The sequence below is a fragment of the Undibacterium sp. Ji22W genome (genome assembly GCF_049340305.1).
GTDB lineage: Bacteria > Pseudomonadota > Gammaproteobacteria > Burkholderiales > Burkholderiaceae_D > Undibacterium.
This window is the reverse complement of record NZ_JBMPOU010000001.1, coordinates 1,211,902-1,235,112: the sequence shown is the minus strand read 5'-3', so window position 1 is coordinate 1,235,112 and position 23,211 is coordinate 1,211,902. Positions and strand designations below refer to the sequence as shown.

Here is a 23,211-nt window from a genome sequence, read left to right as displayed (position 1 = left end):
TGCAAAAACAAACTACGCTCATTCTTATTGGAATTTCGACAAGCGCTCTTGCCGGAAGGCCATCACTTCATTGAATATCAAGGCACCTAAAACAACCGTACCACCGAGCAAAGTCGCTCTAGCAGGCTCTTCGCCGATTGCGAGCCATACCCAAAACGGACCGAGTACAACTTCGAGCAAAGACAATAAAGAAATCTCGGGCGCACTTAAACCTTTCGCTGCATGCACCATAATCATGCAGGGTAGACCGAGCTGAAATACGCCCAGAGCCGCCAAAATTAATATGTCATGCAAAGATGCAGTCAAAGGTAAAGCGAACGGAAGCATTAATGTGGCTGACAAAATACCGCCAAGCAGAACAGCCGGAATCAAATCCACATGCTGGCCGCCTTTCTTCAGGATAATCACATTTGCCGCGACGGCGAATGGTACGCATAAAGCTAACATGACTCCAATCAAACCACGTGAATCGAGCTTTGAAAAACCGTCAACGAACATCCACAGCATACCGGCGAAAGCGACAACGATCGCCAACCAAGTACGACGCGGGATTTTCTCTGCCAGAAAAATCCAAGCAAAAATCGCCGTCAATAGGGGTGCGAAACTTTCAACGATTAAGGCATTGGCGACGGTGGTCATAGTAAGTGCCAACATAAAGCATGTGAACATCGCTGCCCACATGAAACCGGATGCCAAACCATAGCGCCCGAGGTCGATTAGTTTCGTTCCAAGTTGAGATTTATGCTGCCAAGCCAATACTAAACCGACAAAGATAGCTGCAAACAAACTACGCCAAAAACTGACTTCAAACCCCCGCGCGGATTCCAGTTGGCGCGACAATACGCCCGCAGTACTCCACATCGTCGGTGCAATAATCATTAATGCTAAAGCAGTTTTGTGGCTCGGTTGCTGCATGAATTTACTCCGGAAATATAAAACAGAAACCCGCTTGACGAAGAATCAAGCGGGCTTCTTTTGATACCTTGTAATTCTCAGCAAGGATGCAAAGAATTATCGAATCGCGTATCTTTTTTTACGAACAAAACGACTAATCTACTAGTCAATTAAGCTTCGCGAGATGCTTTTTTACGTTCGTGTTCTTTCAAGAAGCGCTTACGCAAACGAATACTCTTAGGCGTCACTTCAACCAATTCGTCATCCTCAATGAATTCAACCGCGTATTCCAAACTCATTTGAATCGGTGGTACCAAACGTACTGCTTCGTCTGTACCAGAAGAGCGAACGTTGGTTAGTTGTTTGCCTTTGATTGGGTTAACAACCAAATCATTATCACGTGAGTGGATACCAATAATCATGCCTTCATACACTGGGTCATTATGAACCACGAACATACGACCGCGGTCTTGCAATTTCCAGATCGCATACGCCACAGCTGCGCCATCATCTTGTGAAATCAACACACCATTGCGACGACCAGCCATTTCACCTTTAGTATTATCTACTGGTGCATATTCATCAAACACGTGACTCATCAAACCAGTACCGCGTGTCAATGTCATGAATTCGCCTTGGAAGCCGATCAAGCCACGTGCTGGAATACGGTATTCCAAACGCACACGACCTTTGCCGTCCGGTTCCATGTTTTGCAAATCACCGCGACGACGACCGAGTTCTTCCATCACGCCGCCTTGGTTGTTCTCTTCAACGTCAACGGTCAAGTTTTCATACGGCTCATGGCGCACACCATCAACCATTTTGAACACAACGCGTGGACGTGAAACCGCCAATTCGAAACCTTCACGACGCATGTTCTCAATCAAGATCGTCAAATGCAATTCGCCGCGACCAGAAACTTCGTACGTAGAATCATCACCTTCAGCTTGTACAACGCGCAAAGCCATGTTGGATTTTAATTCGCGATCTAAACGATCACGAATTTGACGTGTCGTCACGAATTTACCTTCGCGACCTGCTAATGGCGAGTTATTGACCATGAAGTTCATCGTCAATGTTGGTTCGTCGATCTTCAACATTGGCAAGCCTTCCGGAGTATCCGGTGCGCAAATGGTGGAGCCGATACTGATTTCTTCGATACCGTTAATCAAAACGATGTCACCTGCCAATGCTTCATCAGCCAGAACGCGATCCAAGCCTTTAAACGTCAATACTTGATTGATACGCGCACGGGTTGGTTTATCTTCTGGACCATTCAACCATACAACGTCTTGACCTGCACGAACGCGACCACGCAAGATACGGCCAACACCAATCTTACCAACGTAAGAAGAGTATTCCAAAGACGTGATTTGCAGTTGCAATGGACCATTTGGGTCATCTTCACGCGCAGGAACGTGTTTCAAGATGGCGTCGAACAATGGTTCCATATTACCGTCACGCACTGTGTCTTCTAAACCAGCATAACCTTTGAAACCAGACGCGTAAACGATAGGGAAATCCAACTGTTCATCGGTTGCACCGAGTTTGTCGAACAATTCAAATGTGGCGTTAACCGCTTTTTGTGGATCGGCATTTTCACGATCTACTTTATTGACGACCACGATCGGTTTCAAACCTAAAGCCAAAGCTTTACGTGTGACGAAACGCGTTTGTGGCATTGGGCCTTCTTGCGCATCAACCAGCAACAACACGCTGTCAACCATCGACAATACACGTTCAACTTCACCGCCAAAATCCGCATGGCCTGGGGTATCAACGATGTTGATATGTGTGCCTTTGTATTCCACTGCACAGTTTTTGGAAAGAATCGTGATACCGCGCTCTTTCTCAATATCGTTGGAATCCATAACGCGATTATCAACCTGTTGATTATCACGGAAAGTGCCAGATTGGCGCAGTAATTGATCCACTAGCGTAGTTTTGCCGTGGTCAACGTGGGCGATAATGGCGATGTTGCGAATAGCGCGTGTATTGTTGGTCATAATTGTATTTATGTGGGAGGTGATTCGAATAACCGACGATTATAGCATGTTGCAATGCAAAACTTACGTCATGATTACAAACAATGCAGATATTTTCGTCATTATTTCAAAGACTTACTACGCATTGATGACAAAAAGCGGGAATCCGCCCTATTTCCAAGCCGGCTTTCGCAGCATGATTCTTTGCTTGAATATTCACGAAATGCGATGAGATTGATTTTAGAAAAATTGTTTATTCCCTCTTGAAATATCGATTTTCTGCCACACCTGATGCTCACTCTAAAACATTCATCGACACCGCTTTTGAGCGGTTTCAACTCCTTCAATTCTTAAATAAAGAGGAAAGCATGTCAGAAAAACAAACCCTTGGATTTCAAGCAGAAGTTTCACAATTACTCCAATTGATGATCCATTCTTTGTATTCAAACAAAGAAATTTTTCTAAGAGAGCTCATTTCCAATGCCTCGGATGCGTCTGATAAATTACGTTTTGAAGCAATTAACGATGCAAGCCTGTTCGAAAATGATTCGGAATTACAGATCAAAGTCAGTTTCGATAAAGCAGCGCGCACACTTACGATCAGCGATAACGGCATCGGCATGACGCGCGATGATGCAGTCAATCATTTAGGCACAATCGCCAAATCGGGGACCAAAGAATTTTTCTCTAAACTCTCTGGTGATCAACAAAAAGATGCGGCCATGATTGGTCAATTTGGCGTCGGTTTCTACTCAGGCTTTATTGTTGCAGACAAGATGACTGTAGAATCCCGTCGTGCTGGCACAGCCCCTAGTGAAGGCGTACGCTGGGAATCTGCCGGAGCTGGAGACTTCAGCGTAGAACAAATCACGAAAGAAGATCGCGGCACGTCTATCACTTTACACTTGCGCGAAGGTGAAGATGATTTCCTCTCCTCTTGGAAGTTAAAATCCATTATCCGCACATATTCTGATCACATCTCTTTACCGATCTTAATGCAAAAAGAAGAATGGGACGATGAGAAAAAAGAACAAGTTCTGAAAGATGAACTCGAAACCGTCAATCAAGCCAGTGCATTATGGGCGCGCAGCAAATCTGACATCACGCCGGAGCAATACACCGAGTTCTACAAGCATATTTCACACGACTACACGGCGCCATTGACGCACACGCACAATCGTGTCGAAGGCCGTAGCGAATACACGCAATTGCTGTACATCCCTAGCCGCGCGCCATTTGATATGTGGGATCGCAACAAACGTGGTGGCATCAAGCTCTACGTAAAACGCGTCTTCATCATGGACGACGCAGAACAGTTAATGCCCGTCTATTTGCGTTTTGTTAAAGGGATTATCGATTCCAACGATTTACCTTTGAATGTCTCTCGTGAAATTTTGCAGGAATCACGCGACATCAAAGCGATCCGCGAAGGCTCGACTAAACGCGTACTTGGCATGCTGGAAGATTTGGCGAACGCGGAAGGCGATGAAGCAGAGAGCAAGAAAGAGAAATTTGCCAGCTTCTGGAAAGAATTCGGTCAAGTCTTGAAAGAAGGTATCGGTGAAGATGCTGCAAATAAAGATCGTATCGCTGCCCTGCTCCGCTTTGCTTCTACGCATAACGACACTGACGCGCAAACTGTTTCATTGGCTGACTATATCGCCCGCGCTAAAGAAGGCCAGGACAAGATTTACTACGTCACAGCAGATAGCTTTGCTGCAGCGAAAAATAGTCCACACTTGGAAATTTTCCGCAAAAAAGGCGTGGAAGTCTTGTTGCTCACCGATCGCGTGGATGAATGGATGTTATCGTTCCTGACAGCTTTCGAAGGCAAAGATTTAGTGTCAGTCGCCAAAGGCGATTTGGATTTAGGTAAGTTGGAAGACGAAGCCGAGAAGAAACAGCACGAAGAAACAGAAACGCAATTTAAAGACTTAGTCGAAAAGATGAAGGTTGCTTTAATCGATAAAGCGAAAGATGTTCGCATCACTTTCCGCTTAACGGATTCTCCAGCATGTTTAGTCGCTGACGAAAATGAGCTTTCCGGCAATCTGGTGCGTATGTTGAAAGCGGCAGGTCAGGCAGCGCCGGAAGCAAAACCGATTTTGGAAGTAAATCCAGATCATCCGCTGGTACAACGATTGAAATACGAAGAAGCCAAGTTCAACGACTGGTCACATATTCTGTTTGATCAAGCAGTTTTGGCTGAAGGTGGCGCTCTCGATGATCCTAGCAATTTTGTAAAACGCCTGAATGAAATGTTGCTGAACGTTAGTAACTAATTCCGCAAGGCGGTGTGAATCGCCTTCGACAACAAAAAACCGGAAGATGTCTTCCGGTTTTTTTGTGTAAGGTACAATAGATTTAATGCGTGACACGTGTAGTGCGGCGATCCGACAATAATCGAACGCGATCACCTGATCGGAAAGTTTCATCAGCATCTTGCGTAATCGCTTTCAATTCACCATTGTCTAAGCGAACAGTAATTTCCAGACCTCGACGTGTATTGGCATTAGATTCCACATTATTACCAATGATACCACCCACGACAGCACCAACGATACCAGTTGCAGTAGAGCCACGGCCACCACCCATACTAGCGCCGGCCAATCCACCCAGAGCCGCTCCAGTCATTGTACCAACGCCGCTACGACCTCCATCTATCGTCACCTCACGCACCGATTCAACCACACCCATGCGAACGGACATTTCATTCTGTGTTTGATATGGGCGATAAACACTACCCGAAGTATGCGTCGACACGCAGGCACTTAACGATGCCACAGAGACCAGCGCCGCAGTAATTACAATTATTTTCTTCAAGATAAACTCCTTATTGAAAGCAGAAGAAGACCAAACAATATTTGATCGAACCATTACCTGTGACTATACAACGATGGAATTAACAATCAGTTGACATTTTACAGATTATTACGATTACACAATTTAATGGCATATACTGCAACATAGGGTTTACAATCAAGCTTTGCAAGATCGAAACAGCAATCCTGCTTCTTACTCACCTGTTTTATATGTTAATTAAACGAAAATCTATCGAGGCTGAATCCAATTATCGATCCGGCCCCGTCGCAGCAAAAAAAGTGGAAAAAGTCCGCAAGCCAAAATTTGCGCCAGTGACTTTATCAGAATACGACGGCGTTCGTTATCTCCACTTTGGAACCGAATGGGTACAAGGTGCGATGCGCCTGCGCAAACCTGATTGGTTAGAGTTAGAGTATGCACAACAGATGATGGCCTGGATGTTATTTAAGGACCAACCTCAACACATTTTACAACTAGGTTTAGGGACTGGCGCCTTGACGAAGTTTTGTTATCGCCAATTTCCTGAAGCCCATGTGACGGCGGTTGACTTGAATCCAGCCGTCATCATGATCTGCGAAAGCATGTTTAAGTTGCCGGTCAATGATGAGCGTTTAAACGTGATTGAAATGGATGCGATGGACTATGTCGTGAATCACGATCATCACAACCAATTTGATGCGGTGCAAGTGGATTTATACGATGCGACTGCGCGTGGCCCGGTACTCGACAGTACGGAATTTTATCAGGCCTGTTTTGAATGTCTGAAGGAGGATGGAATTTTAACCGTCAATTTATTTGGCGACCATCCAAGTTTCGCCAAAAATATTAAGGTACTGCGCTATGTTTTCGGGACCGTACTATGCCTGCCAGAAGTCCATGATGGCAATGTCGTAGCGGTGGCGTTCAAACCTCGCCTCAAACTTGAATTGGATAAATTGTACGCTCGTGCCGAAGCAATCCGACTAAATACAAAATTGCCAGCAAAAAGTTGGGTCGACGGATTAGCATTAACGCAAAAATAATTGCGTCGTATACATTCAATACTTCCATTCACCATGCATACAAGTGAAACCACGAACATGAATAGCGGAACAATCAAAAGTTTAAGCATGCAGCAAATTTTCACGTGGTTGATGGAAGATGGTATCGTAAAAAAAGACGACGCCAAAACCGCATTTAATCACGCGCGTGGCATCTTAAAAAATGGCGCGGACAACATGCACCCTTTCACGGCGATTGCACAAGCGAAGTTGTATTCTGCACTGCGTCCGCAACAGTTATTGACGCTCGACTGGTTGACAGAATGGGCAGCACGAAAAGCCGGACTCCCTTTTTTTCGTATTGATCCACTGAAGATAGATTTTACTAAAGTGTCTGACGTCATGTCGTCGACCTATGCCACCCGCTTCCACATTCTTCCGGTTGATGCAACGAACGATACTGTGACGATCGCGACCACAGATCCTTACAACAACGCAGCCTGGTTAGACGAAATTTCACGAATTACAAAAAAAGAAGTGAAATTGGTTTTAGCGAACCCACTCGACGTTGCGCAATATACTGCACAATTTTTCTCGTTGGCGAAATCCATCAAAGATGCTCGAAAATCAAACGGGAATGACGTTGCTCTTCGAAATAATTTTGAACAATTAGTCGAACTGGGCAAATCAAACAAACAAGTTGATGCCAATGATCAACACATTATTAACATTGTCGACTGGTTGTGGCAGTTTGCATTTGAACAGCGTGCCTCGGATATCCACCTAGAACCGAAACGCGATATGGCTACAATACGATTTCGTATCGATGGTGTATTGCACCAGGTTTATCAGGTTCCCGCCATTGTTATGATTGCCATGACCGCGCGTATTAAGTTATTGGGTCGTATGGATGTGATTGAAAAACGTCGACCGCAAGATGGACGGGTTAAAACGCGTACGGCGGATGGGCAAGAAGTCGAGTTGCGTTTATCTACACTTCCAACCGCCTTTGGCGAAAAAATGGTCATGCGTATTTTCGATCCAGAAGTGGTTGTGAAGACATTGCCAGAATTAGGTTTCCCAACCAACGATGCACTACGTTGGGACGAGTTAACCAAAAAACCGCACGGAATCATTTTAGTCACAGGTCCAACCGGCTCAGGAAAAACGACCACGCTGTACACCACATTAAAAGCGCTTGCGACGCCAGATGTGAATGTTTGTACGGTAGAAGATCCGATTGAAATGGTCGAAGGCTCTTTCAATCAGATGCAAGTGCAATCAAATATTGATTTGTCTTTTGCAGATGGGATCCGCGCGTTGATGCGACAAGATCCTGACATTATTATGGTCGGTGAAATCCGCGATTTGGCCACCGCAGAAATGGCAATTCAAGCCGCTTTGACTGGTCATCTTGTGCTGTCAACTTTGCATACTAATGATGCCCCGTCTGCGATTATGCGTCTGTTGCAATTAGGCGTTCCCTATTATTTATTAGAAGCGACCATCGTCGGCATTCTTGCACAACGGTTGGTACGAACATTGTGTCCGCATTGCAAGGCAAGTGATGGAGAAATTACGGATCCGGTCTGGTCGGCGATGGTGGAAGAATGGCCCTTAGAGAAACCCACCACGGTTTACCGCCCTGTCGGCTGTCTCGAATGCCGTCAAACCGGTTACAAGGGTCGTACAGGATTGTACGAGTTACTCACGGTCACACAGACATTTAGTAAGCTAATACAACAGGATTCTGACATTCACGCCTTACGTGAACAAGCGATTACCGACGAAATGAAACCCTTAAGAATTGCTGGTGCAAACAAAATTATTGATGGCGTGACGACCGTAGATGAAGTTCTGAAAGTAACCTCATCCTTGTTTTAAAGAATATTCTTCAAAAGATTAACAAAGAAATATCTTGCAAAATAAAGAAGTGTTGTACATTTCAATGCGATATTTTTAATGTGCGCATCGCCCGATGAGAATATGAATATTTCACGCAAACATTCTTTATGTTAAATTGACCGATGCGGTCGTGTGATGACACGATATTAAAGCTAAGGTCAGTATGGATTTATACGCATTAGATGAAGAAATCAGAACTCTCAAGACGAATTTGGACTCGGCTAACAATCCAGCTCGCCTGCAGCAGTTAATCGAACTCGCTTGGCACTTGCGACAACGCGACTGCCATCAATCACTCGAACTCATCAACGAAGCCAGAGTTTTACTTGACGGGATCTCGGAAAAATCAAAAGACTATAATCGATTTTTAGCGCGTATTTGTCTCATCAGAGCGGAAATTCATTGGTTATTTGGTGAAATCGATCTCGCCAAAAGGGATTCAACAATTGCTTTTACACTTTTGGAAGAACAACAAGATATTCAAGGTTTAGGCGATGTGTATTTTTTGTTTAGTTCGATTCACCGTGATTTGGGAGAAATACAGCAGCGAGATCAATGCTTGAAAACTGCTATCGATCAATATCAACAGGCTGGCGAGATCTTAAACTATCAAATCAGCTTGGCACGCACCCTTCACAATAGCGCAATTCGTGCTCCACAAAGTACAGAAACAGAATTATTCCAGCATTTTGCAAGCAACAAAGATTATCCGGTTGCGGTCACTGCGTGGCTCGCTAGTGCTCGCGCAATTATTGCCAACAAAATTGGAGATTTGGGTGAGTCTTGCCGTTTGCATATTCAATCACATCGCGCCGCTCTCGAATCAGGTCAAATTCGTTTGGCAATTTTGGCAGCGACTAACGCGGGGGATTCTTTTGCAACTTTGGGCGACTTAGATGCAGCCTTAGAATGGGACGAAATCGCTTTAGCTATCGCTCGCAACAATCAATGGCCAGGTTCTTTGGCGATCGCATTGCTACAAACAGGAAACGCTTTAAGATTATTGGGTCGCCACGAAGATGCCCGAGAAACTCTAGTTGAATCGTTAAATATACAAAGCAAAATTCCAGGGTCACGAACATTTGCTCATACTTTGGCTTATCTTGGTGACCTATCGTTAGATTTAGGCGCACCAAGTGATGCACTCAATTTTTTTCAAACGGCAGCTGAAAAAATTGAAGCACATGATGAACCAGTTTTTTTATCTGATTGTTGGCGAGGTCAGGCCATTGCATTTTGCCGACTGGATCAATTACAAGATGCAGAAGAAAAAATTCAGCAGGCTCTCTGCATTGCCCGTGAACATCACAATATCGATGAGCAAATTAAGTGCTTAAGAGTTTATGCGGAGCTTGCCAAAAAGTATCCAGCAATCGATGGCTCCTCTTTAAGCATTGACAATAACACACCAAATCTTAGTCTTCACTATCAGTTAGAAGCACTTGCGCTCTGTCAATCCATCAAGGGTATTAGCATCCCAGCGGATCTGCTAGACAGTATCGCAGATGACTTCGCGTTGATTGATGACTATCAATCGGCCTTTCAATTTTCACGGCTCGCTGCAAAGGCGAAAGAAAATCGCCGCCTAAGTGAAGCGCACAATCGCGCAACAGCCATGCAAGTACGCTACGATAATGAAAGACATCGAGCGGATGCTGAATACCACAGGCTGATAGCCATCACCGAGGCCGAACGTGCCACAAGTCTACAAGAGGCGAGCAATACTTTGGAAACCCTTGGCCTGATTGGCCGAGAACTCACTGCAAATCTTGATGTTGAATCCGTATTTGAAGCACTCCATCGCCATGTCGACGATCTACTTGATGCAAGCAGTTTTGGTATTTCTTTGTTAGCACCAGACAGCACAACGCTACGCTTTGTGTTTGGGGTGGAAAACGGTGCGTCCATACCGTATTTTGAAACTGCGCTTGATCACCCAATTTCGTCATTCGCTCGTTGCGCTCGTGAACGTCAAGAAATCGTGCTAGAGCGTGAACCGGGTGCGACTGGTCGCTTTATAGTGCCCGGTACCATGGAAACACTCAGTTTGCTTTACACCCCACTGATGATAGGAGATCGTCTGTTAGGAGTAATGTCGATACAGTCTATCCGCGCCCATGTTTATGGTGAACGCGAGCGTTCGATTTTACGCACACTTGCCTCATATGGCGCGATCGCGCTCGACAATGCTTCTGCATATAAGCAACTTCAAGTTACTTTGACAGCCTTGAGGGAAACTCAAAATCAGTTAGAAGAGGTCAGTATTACTGATCCATTAACTGGATTAAGAAATCGTCGATTCCTTCTACAAAATATTGAACGAGATGTTGCTTGCGCTTTGCGGGCATATGAGGATCAACTCGCTCAACCGAGCGCCGATTTTCATCAACTTAGTGATGATGATTTGGTGTTTTTTATGGTCGATCTGGATCATTTTAAATCGGTAAATGACACATACGGCCATGCCTGTGGTGATTTGGTATTGATGCAAATGCGCGATCGATTACAGAGTGTATTTAGAGAGTCGGACTATTTGGTTCGCTGGGGCGGTGAAGAATTTTTGGTCGTAGCTCGTAGTTGTAATCGCAAAGATGCACCGACAGTCGCTGAACGCATTCGACATGTGGTTTCTAACATGCCGTTCAAATTATTAGATGATCTGGAAATATTTAGAACATGCTCTGTTGGCTATGCCAGCTATCCATTTTTGCCCAAGCAACCACATTTGGTCACTTGGGCGCAGGTCGTTAATTTTGCAGATCAAGGTTTATACATGGTGAAGAAATCAGGGCGCAATGCTTGTATAGGCATTACGCATACAGAACATCCTCAAGTAGACGATTTCTATAATCGTGTGATGCGCCATCCACAGCAAGCAGCACAATCTCAACTGATACAAATAATTTCTTACAACACCAATGATTTGGATGAGGCAATTCGCGCGAGTTAATGCCACCCAAATTCACAGTTTAATTAGATCTGTGAAATTGCCTGCGCCTTTCATATCTTCAATTCCAAGCGCAAATTGAACACGGTGTATGTCTTGGCGCGATTGCTCTGCAAATAATTGATGCCATTAATCGACAAGCTGCTACCACTTAAAAAGTCATTCGATTGCAGATTACTTGCCGATAGTCGCAATTTCATAGTAGGTAAAAATTTCCACAAAGCGTACATATCGAGCTGTCGCTTAATGCCCGTACTCGTAGTTTGCGTATCGCTGGTTTGATTAATATAAGCTGGCGTCCAATTGATATTGCCACCAAACGTTAAAGGGGCATTACTCACACGATAATCAAGCCCCAAGTTAGCGGTTTGACTCGGTTGTTGGTCGAGTCGATTATTGGGACCTTTGACATCATCAACACTCGACCAGAATCGGCTGTAGTTGGTTCGTATATCAATCGCTGGCCCCTCTGGGAAAAATTCTTGTGCTTGAAATTTGGCTTCCAGCTCGATGCCTTTGGCAATCGCATGACCAATATTGACTGGGGAATTTACCCACCGTAATCCATCCCCTACCTTCACTTGCTCAGTTCGACGACGGATCAGATTATCGATATTTTTAACGAAGAGATTTGCACTCATAATCCCAGCACTTTTTAGATAATGTTCGTAGGCGATATCTATGCCGCGGGACAATTCTGGCTGCAAATTTGGATTACCAGTGCGGTCAGGACGAGTCGGGCCATTCAAAGGAGAAATCGCGGGAACAGCTATCACATCATTCAATGCGGGCGCACGATAACTGCTCGTCAAACTCATACGTATCTGGTCTTTACCCAAATCAGGGATACGGTACACGCCATGCACAATTGGACTAAAAACACTGGTCGAATTATCGACAACATAATTCGATTTACTGCTGTGCGTTTTAATTCCTTCCCAGCGTAGGCCCGCATATGCCGACCACTGCGCACTAATATCGATCTCATTCTGCACATATACCGCAAGGCGACGAGTTGATGCCTCTAAATTATCACCGGAATCCGTAAATTGCGGTTTGCCATTATCCAGAGAGACACGCTTCTGTTCACGTTGGCTCCCTTCAAAATCCCAACCCGCCGCTAGGTTCTGCCTATCGCCTATCGGTGTCGTATATTTTCCGCCTTGGCCAAAAGAGGTATCGCGCGTATTGTTCACATCGCTGATCACATTGAGTTGTTCACCATTCTTGGCGTATTGGGTGCGTAAACTATCGCTATCAGAGCGACCTATTCCACCACCAATTTTCAAAGTCAGTTTTGCGGTATCTTCAAAGCGATGTTGAAAATTTGAGTTTAAGCGAAAAAAAGTAGAGTCCGCGTTGCTGTTCGAATTTGCCAGTGCTACTGGTGGCAAATGCGTTACTGGATCCGGCGTTTCTGGAGACTGTGTCAACATTGACGTGTTTCTCGCATGACTGCGGGAATTCATCAAGAATGGCTGCAAAGTCAGATTGTCACCGCTTTCAAATTTGTAACTGAATCGCGGAGTCAAATGAATGCCAGTAGATTGGCGATTCGTCTGGTCAATCTGATCTTGTATCAGTTGGATTTGACCGGCATCGGTTTGTTCAACTCGTTCAGAAGTTGAATAATCATGCTGGCCATTATGAAAAATCGAACCACTCAAGGCATAGTTCAATTCGCCAAGCTGCCCTGGATAGGTGATCGATAAATTGGGGGCGACTCTCCCCTGTTCGATTCCTAAAGCGAACTTTAAATCAATGTCTTTTGGATGATACTCTTCTCGCAAGATAATATTGATGGTGCCCGCGATCGCCTGAGTACTAAATTCTGCCACAGGTCCACGCATCACTTCTATTCGTTCTACCTGATCGGGAGATAATGATTCCATCGAAAAGCCGCGGGGTGGTCGCTCACCATTCACTAAAATTTGTGTGTAACCGCCGCCCATCCCACGCATACGAATGTCACCGCCGCGTCCTGGGCGGCCTCCGGTAGTGACGCCGGGTAAACGCTTTAGGATTTCACCCACAGTGAAGTCGCCGTCACGATCTAGCTCTTCACGCCCAACGATAATTTTTCCGGCAATAGAATTGCGGCGCAAATCAATATCAGATTGTTTGGTGCCATTCACCGTCACCTTTTGTAACTGAGTAGATGCTTTAGTATCTGTCGTATCCGATTTAATCGGTGCAGATTTTGACTGTGCAGGATTTTTCTGGGCATTGGAATTGCGGCGCCTATTTTCCTCACTAAGCTTGGATTTTTCTTCCGTCGATTTTGTCGTCTCTTCAGTTTTGCTTTTTTCTTGCGCTTCCTGTCCAAGTGCAAAGCCATTTAGTGCAAATGCACTACTGATTGCAAGTGCCAATACGCGCAAGGGAAAAGAAATCATTGTCATTATTTGGGCCGAAAGAAATGATGGAAAAGTTTCCATCATTATATTTTCATTCAAGGTCTGAAAAACTATTTGATCTGCTTTGTTTTGTATGGAATTGAAACAAGCACATGGGTTCTGTTACGTTTCGATACGTATGTCTCATGCGTTTTATCCCGGCACAGGATATTACATCTACTTTGCAGCCTGATCCCGACCAAAACGCCACAATGCCAAGAAACCAAACAAACTAGTAAATCCCAATAACGCCGCCATCACAGGGAGAGCTGCATCGATTCCTAGTCCGCGCCAAGTCATTGCATCAAAGCCATCCACTGCCCAACGTGTAGGAATAAAAATCGTCAAATCTTGCAACCACTGAGGGAAGAAAAATGAAGGCATCCAAGCGCCGCCCAGCATGACCATAATGAGAGTTGCGAAGGTGGCGATCCCGCGCGCAGCCTCAGGTGTTTTTCCAAATGCAGCGATCAACAGCCCAAAGCTGGCAGTCATCAAAGAAAAGCAAATCGCAATTCCCAATAAACCTAAAACGCTTCCCAATATTTGCACATGAAATGCCAACATCGCGACAACACAGATCACACAACTCACAAATAAAGCGATCAAGGCACAAGATAGTCCACGCGCAACAATTAAGGTATTCATACTTATGGGCGCCGCTAGCAGCCGATTCCAAATACCTAATTTACGCGACAACAAAACAGAAATACCCGCATCTATAGCTAAGAACAAAATAAACTGCACGGTCATTCCTGCGAAAGAATGCGCATAGCCGTTATAGCCACTCGCAACCCCAGTTTTAGCTGACAGCGCTTCGTCTTTGGTATTGAACGGCATCGTCAAACCGCTAGGTTTCGTGGAGACATCTGATTGATTTGACGTGGTTGGTGGATTTTGATCTTGTTGATGTTGTTGGAATTTTTTTAGACTAGTCAAAAATGTTTTAAGTTCTTGTTGTTCAGGACCCTGCTCCAACTTACTTTCTACTTGTGCGATACTTTGATCAAGTGTTGTCCCACCCGACTTGCCACTGAACATTTCATCACTAACGCTCTGCATCACATGCTGGGTCAAGATTCCCTTGACCATCGCCAGCATCGTACTTTGAGATGGATCGAAATAGATAGGCAAATCTGGCTTTCCTTGTGCATTAAAAAACGCCGCGCCGGCCGCTTCACCAAAACCAGCGGGCAATACCAATGCAACTGCAAGTTTGCCTTTGCGAACTTGTTCTTGCGCTTGCTCTAGATTGAGTTCTTTGATCAGCAAAGTGTGATCGTTCTTCAAGCCCGTCAAAATTTTCTGACTAATGAGATGTTGATCTTGAAGTACAACACCGAGTTCTATTTTTGATGCTTCTTGCTTTCCACTGCCACCGGTAAGGTAGCCAAAAAATGCGGCTAATAAGATGGGCATCAATAAGGTCAATATCAGTGCGCGTTTATCGTGCAAAAACAAAATAATGTCTTTACGAATCAGGGCAACTAAAGGAATCATGGTCGATCTCCGTCTTTCAAAATATTTCTACAATTTTATTTGTCTGTCGTCTGTGAAAAACTAGTCGCGCAGACTACGTCCTGTCAGAGTCAAAAACACATCTTCTAATGTCGTTTTCGCGGTTGCAAAATGACTGACCTGGCAATTCTGTTGTTGTATAAAATTTAGGATGGGTAATGCTTGATCCGATGCCGACAATAGTATTTCCAGTGATTTGCCTTCATCCTTAGTCAGCACCTTTTGCACACCGGCTTGATGTATCAAGTGACGCAAGCATGCTTCATCCATAGAGGAGACCAAATTCACAGTTAAAGCCGCCTGAGCTGGCATTCGCTGCACCAACTCCGCTGGGGACTCATTTGCGATAATTTTTCCGTGGTCAATAATCACAATATGGTCAGCCAATCGTTCTACTTCTTCCATGTAATGACTGGTGTAAATTAACGTCCGGCCTTGCGCTTTCAATATTTCCAAAGCGTCAAAGATAGCGTTACGGCTTTGCGGATCAATACCGACAGTAGGTTCATCCAGTATCAATAGCTGTGGGTCATGCAATAAAGCAGCAGCAATATTTAAGCGTCGCTTCATGCCGCCTGAAAAACTTGACGGTTTATCTTTCGCTCTATCTTGCAAGCTCACAAGTTCTAACACCGCATCACAACGTTGTTGTAAATGACCGCCAGACAGCCCATATAAAGCGCCAAATAATTTCAGATTCTCACGCGCCGACAGATCTTCAAATAGCGCCAAATCTTGCGAAACTAAACCCAGTAGTTTTTTTACGTGATGCTGCCCGGCAGCCATAGGCTGGCCTGCAATTAAAATGTGTCCACTATCGGCTTGCAATAAACCGCAGATCATATTCACTGTCGTCGATTTGCCTGCACCATTCGGCCCTAGCAGACCTATCGTTTGCCCAGTTTGAGCCGAGAAAGAAATATTGTCGACTACCGTTGTTTGACCAAATCTCTTACTAACTTCACGAACTTCCAATAGCAGCTTCGTCATAATTACGCCCCGTCTCTCATTAAGCACTCTCTAAGCACTATCACAATGTGCATCTTCAATTTTGGTATCGACATCAACAAAAGATGTGGTCGACCATGAATGTATTTTCGACTAAGTCTAAGATCGTGCAAAGAACAGTTTGCCACTTCTTTATCATGACAATTGTCATGTCCAACATGAAACTTTCAAATGAACGACAAAAAAAACGCCGGTAGTTTTCACTACCGGCGTCTCTAAGAAAATAGTCGAATGGCTTAATCAGTGCTATGCGACAAATTAAGATTGAGCTGAGAACGTACCATATCTTCTTTGTCTGAACGCGATCCATTACGAGCGGCTTCTAAGCGATCCAAATAATCGGGCGTAACATCGCCCGTGATATAGAAGCCATCGAAGCAAGACGCTTCAATACTTTTTAATACTGGATTCGCGTCAGAGATCGCACGCTTCATGTCAGCGACATCTTGATAGACCAAAGCATCGGCGGTGATTTCGCGGCAGATTTCGTCTTGTGAACGACCATAAGCAATCAATTCACTGCGGGTAGGCATATCAATCCCGTACACGTTCGGAAACTGTACTGGAGGCGCAGCAGAAGCGAAAATCACTTTGCGCGCACCAGACTCACGTGCCATTTGCACGATTTCACGGCTAGTCGTTCCACGTACGATAGAGTCATCTACCAACAACACGTTTTTGCCTTTGAATTCAGACGCAATTGCATTCAATTTCTGACGTACCGATTTCTTACGAATTGCCTGACCTGGCATCATAAACGTTCGGCCGATATAGCGATTCTTAATGAAGCCTTCGCGATAATCCAGATTCAAGCAATCTGCTAATTCCATTGCAGATGGGCGCGATGAATCAGGAATAGGCATCACAACATCAATATCGCCTTGTCCAAACTGACTACGAATTTTCTCCGCCAGATACTTGCCCATATTCAAACGTGTTTGATAAACGGAAGTGCCATCAATCGTCGAATCCGGACGCGCTAAATATACATATTCAAATGCACAGGGATTTAAGCTCGGATTTTCCGCACACTGTTCGCTGTAAAGTTTGCCGTCGAGATCAATAAAGATCGCTTCGCCTGGGGCGACATCGCGTTCAAATTTGAAGCCTGTGCCTTCCAAAGCGACAGACTCACTCGCCAACATATATTCAATACCAGAATCGGTATGTGCAGAACCTAAACACAAAGGACGAATACCGAATGGATCGCGGAAAGCCAATAATCCATGTCCCGCAATTTGCGCTACGACGGCATAAGAGCCGCGCACCCGACGGTGTAACATCGACACCGCGCGGAATAAAGATACTGGATCTAATGAATAGCCGCTGACTACTTCTTGAATTTGATGCGCCAAAATATTTAACAATACTTCGGAATCTGAATCCGTATTCAAATGACGATAGTCATTCTTAAATAATTCAACTTTTAACTCCGCCGCATTTGTCAAATTGCCGTTGTGCGCGAGCACGATACCAAACGGTGCATTTACATAGAACGGTTGCGCCTCTTCTTCGCTGGTCGATCCAGCTGTCGGATAACGCACTTGACCAATGCCGATATTGCCAGGCAAAGAACGCATATTACGAGTACGAAACACGTCACGAACCAAACCATTTGCTTTATGCATTGCAAATTTATTGCCGTGACTAGTTGCGATACCAGCCGCGTCTTGTCCGCGATGCTGTAATAACAGCAAGGCATCATAGATCAATTGATTAACGGGATTTTTTGAGACTACGCCAACGATGCCACACATGGTGGACTCCTAAAAAAACGAAAATAAGAACAAACCAAAATCAAACCAAAATCAGACAAAGCAAAACAGGCTACAACTTCACATGTTGCGTCACAGACCCAGGTAAAAACGGCATTACCGTACGCACTGCACTAACTGCGACTGGACCCAACAAAGCATCTTTCCAAAAAGCTTGCTGCGGAATCGCTGTCATGCCACATACTAAAACCATAGTCATCACGATGACACAACCACGTGCCAATCCAAATAGACCGCCTAAACCGCGATCCGCCAGACTTAAGCCACTCGCCTTAATCATGGCATCAACCGCACGCATCAGAAGCGCCATTAACAGGCGGACACCGATAAATAAGGCCAAGAAGGCGACAATCATGCGAGTTAATTGACCAGGGATCATCTCGGGCAGCCAATTCGCCACGGTGGCACCAAATGCATTTGCAACTACCAAAGCAACGATCCAACTAATTAAAGACAAAATCTCTTTAATCAACCCACGCAAGGTGCTGATGACCACTGAACAAATAATGATAAATAAAACGATGTAATCAAATAAGGTCACAAATTATCCCTGCCAAAAATCAAGTCGGCTCATGTCGGCACCAATGAACCATTTAAACCAATTTTCACTAACTTGGCGCGCATCTTTTCTGCTTCGGCTTTACTGCTAAATGGACCAACGCGTATCCGGCTGACTTCACCCGTTTTAGTGATAATTTTTTGTGTGTATGACTGGATATTTGCCGCTTTCAATTTTGTCTGCAATTCACGTACTTTGCTCGCTGAATTTAAGGCCGCAACTTGTACGACAAAACTTCCAGCGGCACCATCTGTCTTATTTAATTTTGCAACGGCCTTAACGGGCTCAGGTAAGCTACGCCCTTCGAGCAAAGCCAGAGCGCGGGCTGCATCATCTATCGTTTCATTTTTTTTGGTTTCAGTCTTAGGTTCGACTTTCACTTCAGGTTTTTTTGCTGGCTCCGATACCACTTTGTTAGTCGTAACGGCCTGCGTGGTTGCGGCATTTTTACTGCCGATGCCCAGGTCAGATTTTCTATCTGAATTTTTCTCTTGAGTTTTTTCTGGAATAGTCACAGGCACTTTAATACCTGTATCAACTTTTGCGATTGCACGCTCATCTTTTACAGATTTATCGGCATGAGCCGCAATAGATGCCGATACTGGTGTAGTGATGATCTCTTCTGATTTGTCGATGCCTTGATTAAGGCCTGCATCTTGTGTTTGATTCGCTGTTGCGGTTTGATTGTTCAAAGCGACTTTCTCAGCAGCTGAAGCCTGAATTGTGCCCTGTATTACGTCTTGTAGTGCGCCCGGGGCGGCATCTTTGGCTGGAATTTCAATCGCAATTTTTGACGTACCTTGTTTAGGCTCAGAATCGAACACCATGGGCAAGCCTATGACAGCAGCCAATACTAAGGCTACCGCCCCAATCAGGCGACGGCGCGCACGTTTTTTTTCTGGGAGAGCGAGGTCATCTGAACTATTTTTTCTGCTATTGCCGCTAGCATTTGTTCGCTTCCCAGTTTTGGCTGCTTTATTACGTCCCGGTGATTCGGCTGCGGCTAAGCTCTCTTCTTCTGAGCGCGAGCGAAACTCACCACTGACGGAATCATCAGTGAAATCAGTATCCACTTTTTTCTTATTATTTTGCTTAAATAGCGAGTCTAGGCTCATAGCAAATAGGTTTTTCTTTGGTAGGTCGCTTAAGATTGAGCGTTTCTTCTAGCACGCATGACACCTGCAACTGTCAAAAACGAACCGAAGACCACTATTCTATCATTTTCCCCTGCATTGCTCATCGCGAAAGCATAAGCATCTTCTGGATTACCGAATTTTTGCAAACTGCGTTCTTTATCTTCAAGCACGCCAGCAGTCTGCAGCTCCTGTGCCAACTGCTCAGAAGTTGCGGCGCGGGGCAAAGGCAGATCGCAGACACACCAGTGATCAATCTTATATTTCATCTGAGCAATAACACCCGCAATATCTTTATCCAGCATAGAGCCAAATACGCCATAGGTATACGCATGAAAGCCCATATTGTCGAGATTTTGTGCCAAGGTTGCGGCTGCATGCGGGTTATGAGCCACATCCAGTACGACTGTCGGACGTCCGGGCAATACTTGGAATCGCCCTGGCAAATCGACCATCACTAATCCAGTACGTACCTCTTGTGCGCCTACAGGCAATTCGTGGCGCAATGCTTCAAGTGCCGCTAACACGGCAGATGCATTCAGCAGTTGATTCGCGCCGCGTAAGCTAGGATAGGCTAGCGAATTGCGCCTTTGATCACGACCACCAAAGTTCCACTGTTGTTTGTCGCCGTTATAATTAAAATCCCGACCAAACAAACGTAAATCCGCACCAATGGATTCTGCGTGATCAATTAAACTTTGTGGTGGTTGTGGATCACTACAAATTGCCACCTTGTCGGTACGGAAGATTCCAGCTTTTTCAAAACCTATCTTTTCGCGTGTATCACCGAGGTAGTCAACGTGATCAATATCCACACTCGTCACGATCGAAACATCGGCATCAATCACATTCACCGCATCTAAGCGGCCGCCCAAACCAACCTCCAGAATGACGACATCCAGCGCTGCATCAGCCAACAACTTACAAATTGCCAATGTAGTAAATTCAAAATAGGTGAGCGAAATATTGCCACGCGCAGCTTCTACCTGATCAAAGACATGTACAAAAACCTCATCATTCACGGGAATGCCATTGATGCGAGCACGTTCATTGAAATCCAAGAAATGTGGCTTGCTATACAGGCCGACGCGATATCCAGCTTGCATCAAGATCGATTCCAACATCGCGCAAGTCGATCCTTTACCGTTGGTACCAGCCACCATAATCACTGGACATTGGTACTGAATACCGAGTTGATTCTTGACACTAGCAACTCTATCCAGACCCATATCAATTTCTTTTGAATGGCGTGTTTCCAACACGGACAACCATTCAATCAAATTTCTCGGTTTCACTAAGGCGTTAGAAGTACTCATGATTGTTGTGCGCGAATAATCGAGGGGTAGATAAAAATGAAAAGAGCCTGAAGATTTTTGCCAATTCAGCAAATATCTTCAGGCTCTTGGAATGACCTTGGAATTAAGAAACAGCTTCCACTGGTTGATTTTGCAAGAGTGCCATTAATCGGGCTAACTCTTCACGCATCTTGCGCCGATCAACAATCATATCCACTGCGCCTTTTTGTACTAAAAATTCAGCGCGTTGAAATCCTTCTGGAAGCTTCTCACGCACTGTATTTTCAATTACGCGAGGACCGGCAAAACCAATCAATGCTTTTGGCTCGGCAACCACGACGTCGCCCATGAATGCAAAAGAAGCTGACACGCCGCCCATAGTTGGGTCTGTTAAGACAGAAATGAAAGGGAGCTTTTTTTCAGACAACTTGGTCAGCATCGCAGTGGTTTTCGCCATTTGCATTAAGGACAATAAGCCTTCTTGCATACGTGCACCACCTGTCGCCGTAAAGCAAATAAACGGCACCTTTTGCTCCAACGCCGCTTGCACGCCACGTACAAATCGCTCGCCAACAACTGAGCCCATCGAACCGCCCATAAAGCCAAATTCAAAGCAGGCTACAATCGCTGGCACCGACATAATCGATCCACCCATCACCACCAACGCATCTGTTTCATTCGTGCTATCCATCGCGTCTTTCAAACGCTCTGGATATTTTTTACTATCTTTAAACTTTAAAGTATCGACTGGTAAAACTTCCTGACCGATTTCATAGCGACCGCCCGTATCGAGCAAGGCATCGAGACGTTCACGCGCGCTGATACGCAAGTGATGATTACACTTGGAACACACATGGACATTTGCTTCTAAATCGGAACGGTATAAAACGGCTTCGCAAGATGGGCATTTGACCCATAAGCCTTCAGGCATGGAACGGCGGTTAGCCGTTTCGGAACGTTGAATACGTGGGGGAAGTAATTTCTCTAACCAACTCATAGCTCTCTCCTCATATCTATTTGATCAATTTGCATTCATCAAACGGGGCGCACTCTTCTAGGAATGCTGCAATTGGCGCGTATTCTATTCTATTTCCGCGCCAATTGCGACTCAGATGGCTAATTGACAATCATCAAATGCTTAGTTTTCAAAGACCGTATGTTAATTTGATTAATTTAATTATCAAGAGCACTACGAATTCCAGTGATAAAACTTTGCACTGCTGCCACTGCTTGTTCTCTTGGCGTATTTTCAAGCTCTTGAATAATGCGGGAGCCGATCACTACCGCGTCGGACACCGACGCAATCGCCTTGGCCGTCGCGCCATCACGAATACCGAAGCCAACACCGACAGGCACATTCACGTACCTCTTGATGCGAGGAATCATTGCTGCCACCGCATCCAAGTCCAACGCACCAGAGCCAGTTACACCTTTGAGAGAAACATAATATACATATCCAGTCGCGATTTTACCGACTTGCGCAATGCGTTCGTCAGTCGAGGTTGGTGCCAATAAGAAAATCGTATCCATGCCATTTTTGTGCATATTTTCTGCGAAATACTCACATTCTTCTGGCGGATAATCGACGACTAAGACGCCATCCACACCAGCTTCTGACGCTGCTTGTATGAATTGCTCCTGCCCCATGCGCTCAATGGGATTGGCATAGCCCATCAACACAACTGGCGTAACTTGATTCGTACTGCGGAACTGCTTGACCATCTCTAATACATCACGCAGACCAACACCTTTGAGCAAAGCACGCTCAGAAGCACGTTGTATCACAGGACCATCTGCCATAGGATCAGAAAACGGTACACCTAGTTCGATAATATCGGCACCACCTTCGACCAAGGCGTGCATTAAAGGTAAAGTTAATTCAGGATCAGGATCGCCAGCAGTGATAAATGGGATCAGACCTTTTTTATTGCTTGCTGCTAAAGCAGCCATACATGCTTGAATTCGGGACATAATTTTTACGCTCAATTTACGC

16 protein-coding genes are annotated in these 23,211 nt (G+C 45.1%); 4 read left to right on the top strand and 12 right to left on the bottom strand.

All coding sequences use genetic code 11. The features are described 5' to 3' along the window. Positions 1-24: 24 nt before the first annotated feature. Positions 25-915, bottom strand: a complete 891-nt coding sequence (locus tag ACO0KW_RS05245) for a DMT family transporter (RefSeq protein WP_423051308.1) — start codon at positions 913-915, stop codon at positions 25-27. Positions 916-1,064: 149 nt separating this feature from the next. Continuing rightward, positions 1,065-2,900 (bottom strand): translational GTPase TypA, encoded by a 1,836-nt coding sequence (gene typA / locus ACO0KW_RS05240; RefSeq protein ID WP_423051306.1) that lies wholly within the window; start codon positions 2,898-2,900, stop codon positions 1,065-1,067. Positions 2,901-3,247: 347 nt separating this feature from the next. Between typA and htpG the strand changes: the two genes are divergently transcribed. Next, complete coding sequence (htpG, locus tag ACO0KW_RS05235) at positions 3,248-5,161, top strand: molecular chaperone HtpG (protein ID WP_423051304.1); 1,914 nt, start codon at positions 3,248-3,250, stop codon at positions 5,159-5,161. Positions 5,162-5,243: 82 nt separating this feature from the next. Here the strand turns inward: htpG and ACO0KW_RS05230 are convergent, their stop codons facing one another. Continuing rightward, complete coding sequence (locus tag ACO0KW_RS05230) at positions 5,244-5,702, bottom strand: glycine zipper 2TM domain-containing protein (protein ID WP_423051302.1); 459 nt, start codon at positions 5,700-5,702, stop codon at positions 5,244-5,246. 209 nt (positions 5,703-5,911) lie between these two features. Here ACO0KW_RS05230 and ACO0KW_RS05225 point away from each other — a divergent pair, with 209 nt between their 5' ends. The 3 genes from ACO0KW_RS05225 (at position 5,912) to ACO0KW_RS05215 (ending at position 11,537) form a co-directional block, all read left to right on the top strand. Beyond that, a complete protein-coding gene (locus ACO0KW_RS05225) occupies positions 5,912-6,724 on the top strand; it encodes a methyltransferase domain-containing protein (RefSeq protein WP_423051300.1) in 813 nt (270 codons plus the stop codon). A 57-nt stretch (positions 6,725-6,781) separates the two neighbouring features. Then, on the top strand, positions 6,782-8,566 hold the full coding sequence (locus tag ACO0KW_RS05220; RefSeq protein ID WP_423051298.1) for a GspE/PulE family protein: 1,785 nt from the start codon (positions 6,782-6,784) through the stop codon (positions 8,564-8,566). 184 nt (positions 8,567-8,750) lie between these two features. After that, entirely contained in the window at positions 8,751-11,537 is a 2,787-nt protein-coding gene (locus tag ACO0KW_RS05215) for a diguanylate cyclase (RefSeq protein WP_423051296.1), read from the top strand. A 50-nt stretch (positions 11,538-11,587) separates the two neighbouring features. Here the strand turns inward: ACO0KW_RS05215 and ACO0KW_RS05210 are convergent, their stop codons facing one another. From ACO0KW_RS05210 to trpA, 9 genes are all read right to left on the bottom strand, one after another. Further along, positions 11,588-13,936: a TonB-dependent receptor plug domain-containing protein gene (locus ACO0KW_RS05210; RefSeq protein WP_423051294.1), complete on the bottom strand. Its 2,349-nt coding sequence runs from the start codon at positions 13,934-13,936 to the stop codon at positions 11,588-11,590. 171 nt (positions 13,937-14,107) lie between these two features. Beyond that, positions 14,108-15,430 (bottom strand): ABC transporter permease, encoded by a 1,323-nt coding sequence (locus ACO0KW_RS05205; RefSeq protein ID WP_423051292.1) that lies wholly within the window; start codon positions 15,428-15,430, stop codon positions 14,108-14,110. A gap of 60 nt (positions 15,431-15,490) precedes the next feature. Further along, positions 15,491-16,438: an ABC transporter ATP-binding protein gene (locus ACO0KW_RS05200; protein ID WP_423051290.1), complete on the bottom strand. Its 948-nt coding sequence runs from the start codon at positions 16,436-16,438 to the stop codon at positions 15,491-15,493. 254 nt (positions 16,439-16,692) lie between these two features. After that, on the bottom strand, positions 16,693-18,213 hold the full coding sequence (gene purF, locus ACO0KW_RS05195) for an amidophosphoribosyltransferase (protein WP_423051288.1): 1,521 nt from the start codon (positions 18,211-18,213) through the stop codon (positions 16,693-16,695). A gap of 70 nt (positions 18,214-18,283) precedes the next feature. Continuing rightward, entirely contained in the window at positions 18,284-18,772 is a 489-nt protein-coding gene (locus ACO0KW_RS05190; RefSeq protein ID WP_423051286.1) for a CvpA family protein, read from the bottom strand. 29 nt (positions 18,773-18,801) lie between these two features. Then, positions 18,802-19,905, bottom strand: coding sequence for an SPOR domain-containing protein (locus tag ACO0KW_RS05185; protein ID WP_423051284.1), 1,104 nt, complete (start codon positions 19,903-19,905; stop codon positions 18,802-18,804). Positions 19,906-19,934: 29 nt separating this feature from the next. Continuing rightward, positions 19,935-21,239 carry a bifunctional tetrahydrofolate synthase/dihydrofolate synthase gene (gene folC / locus ACO0KW_RS05180; protein WP_423051282.1) on the bottom strand — a complete coding sequence of 435 codons (1,305 nt, stop codon included), beginning with the start codon at positions 21,237-21,239 and terminating at the stop codon, positions 19,935-19,937. Positions 21,240-21,342: 103 nt separating this feature from the next. After that, positions 21,343-22,215, bottom strand: coding sequence for an acetyl-CoA carboxylase, carboxyltransferase subunit beta (gene accD / locus ACO0KW_RS05175; RefSeq protein ID WP_423051280.1), 873 nt, complete (start codon positions 22,213-22,215; stop codon positions 21,343-21,345). A gap of 176 nt (positions 22,216-22,391) precedes the next feature. Then, positions 22,392-23,189 carry a tryptophan synthase subunit alpha gene (trpA, locus tag ACO0KW_RS05170; RefSeq protein ID WP_423051278.1) on the bottom strand — a complete coding sequence of 266 codons (798 nt, stop codon included), beginning with the start codon at positions 23,187-23,189 and terminating at the stop codon, positions 22,392-22,394. Between the last annotated feature and the right edge of the window lie 22 nt (positions 23,190-23,211).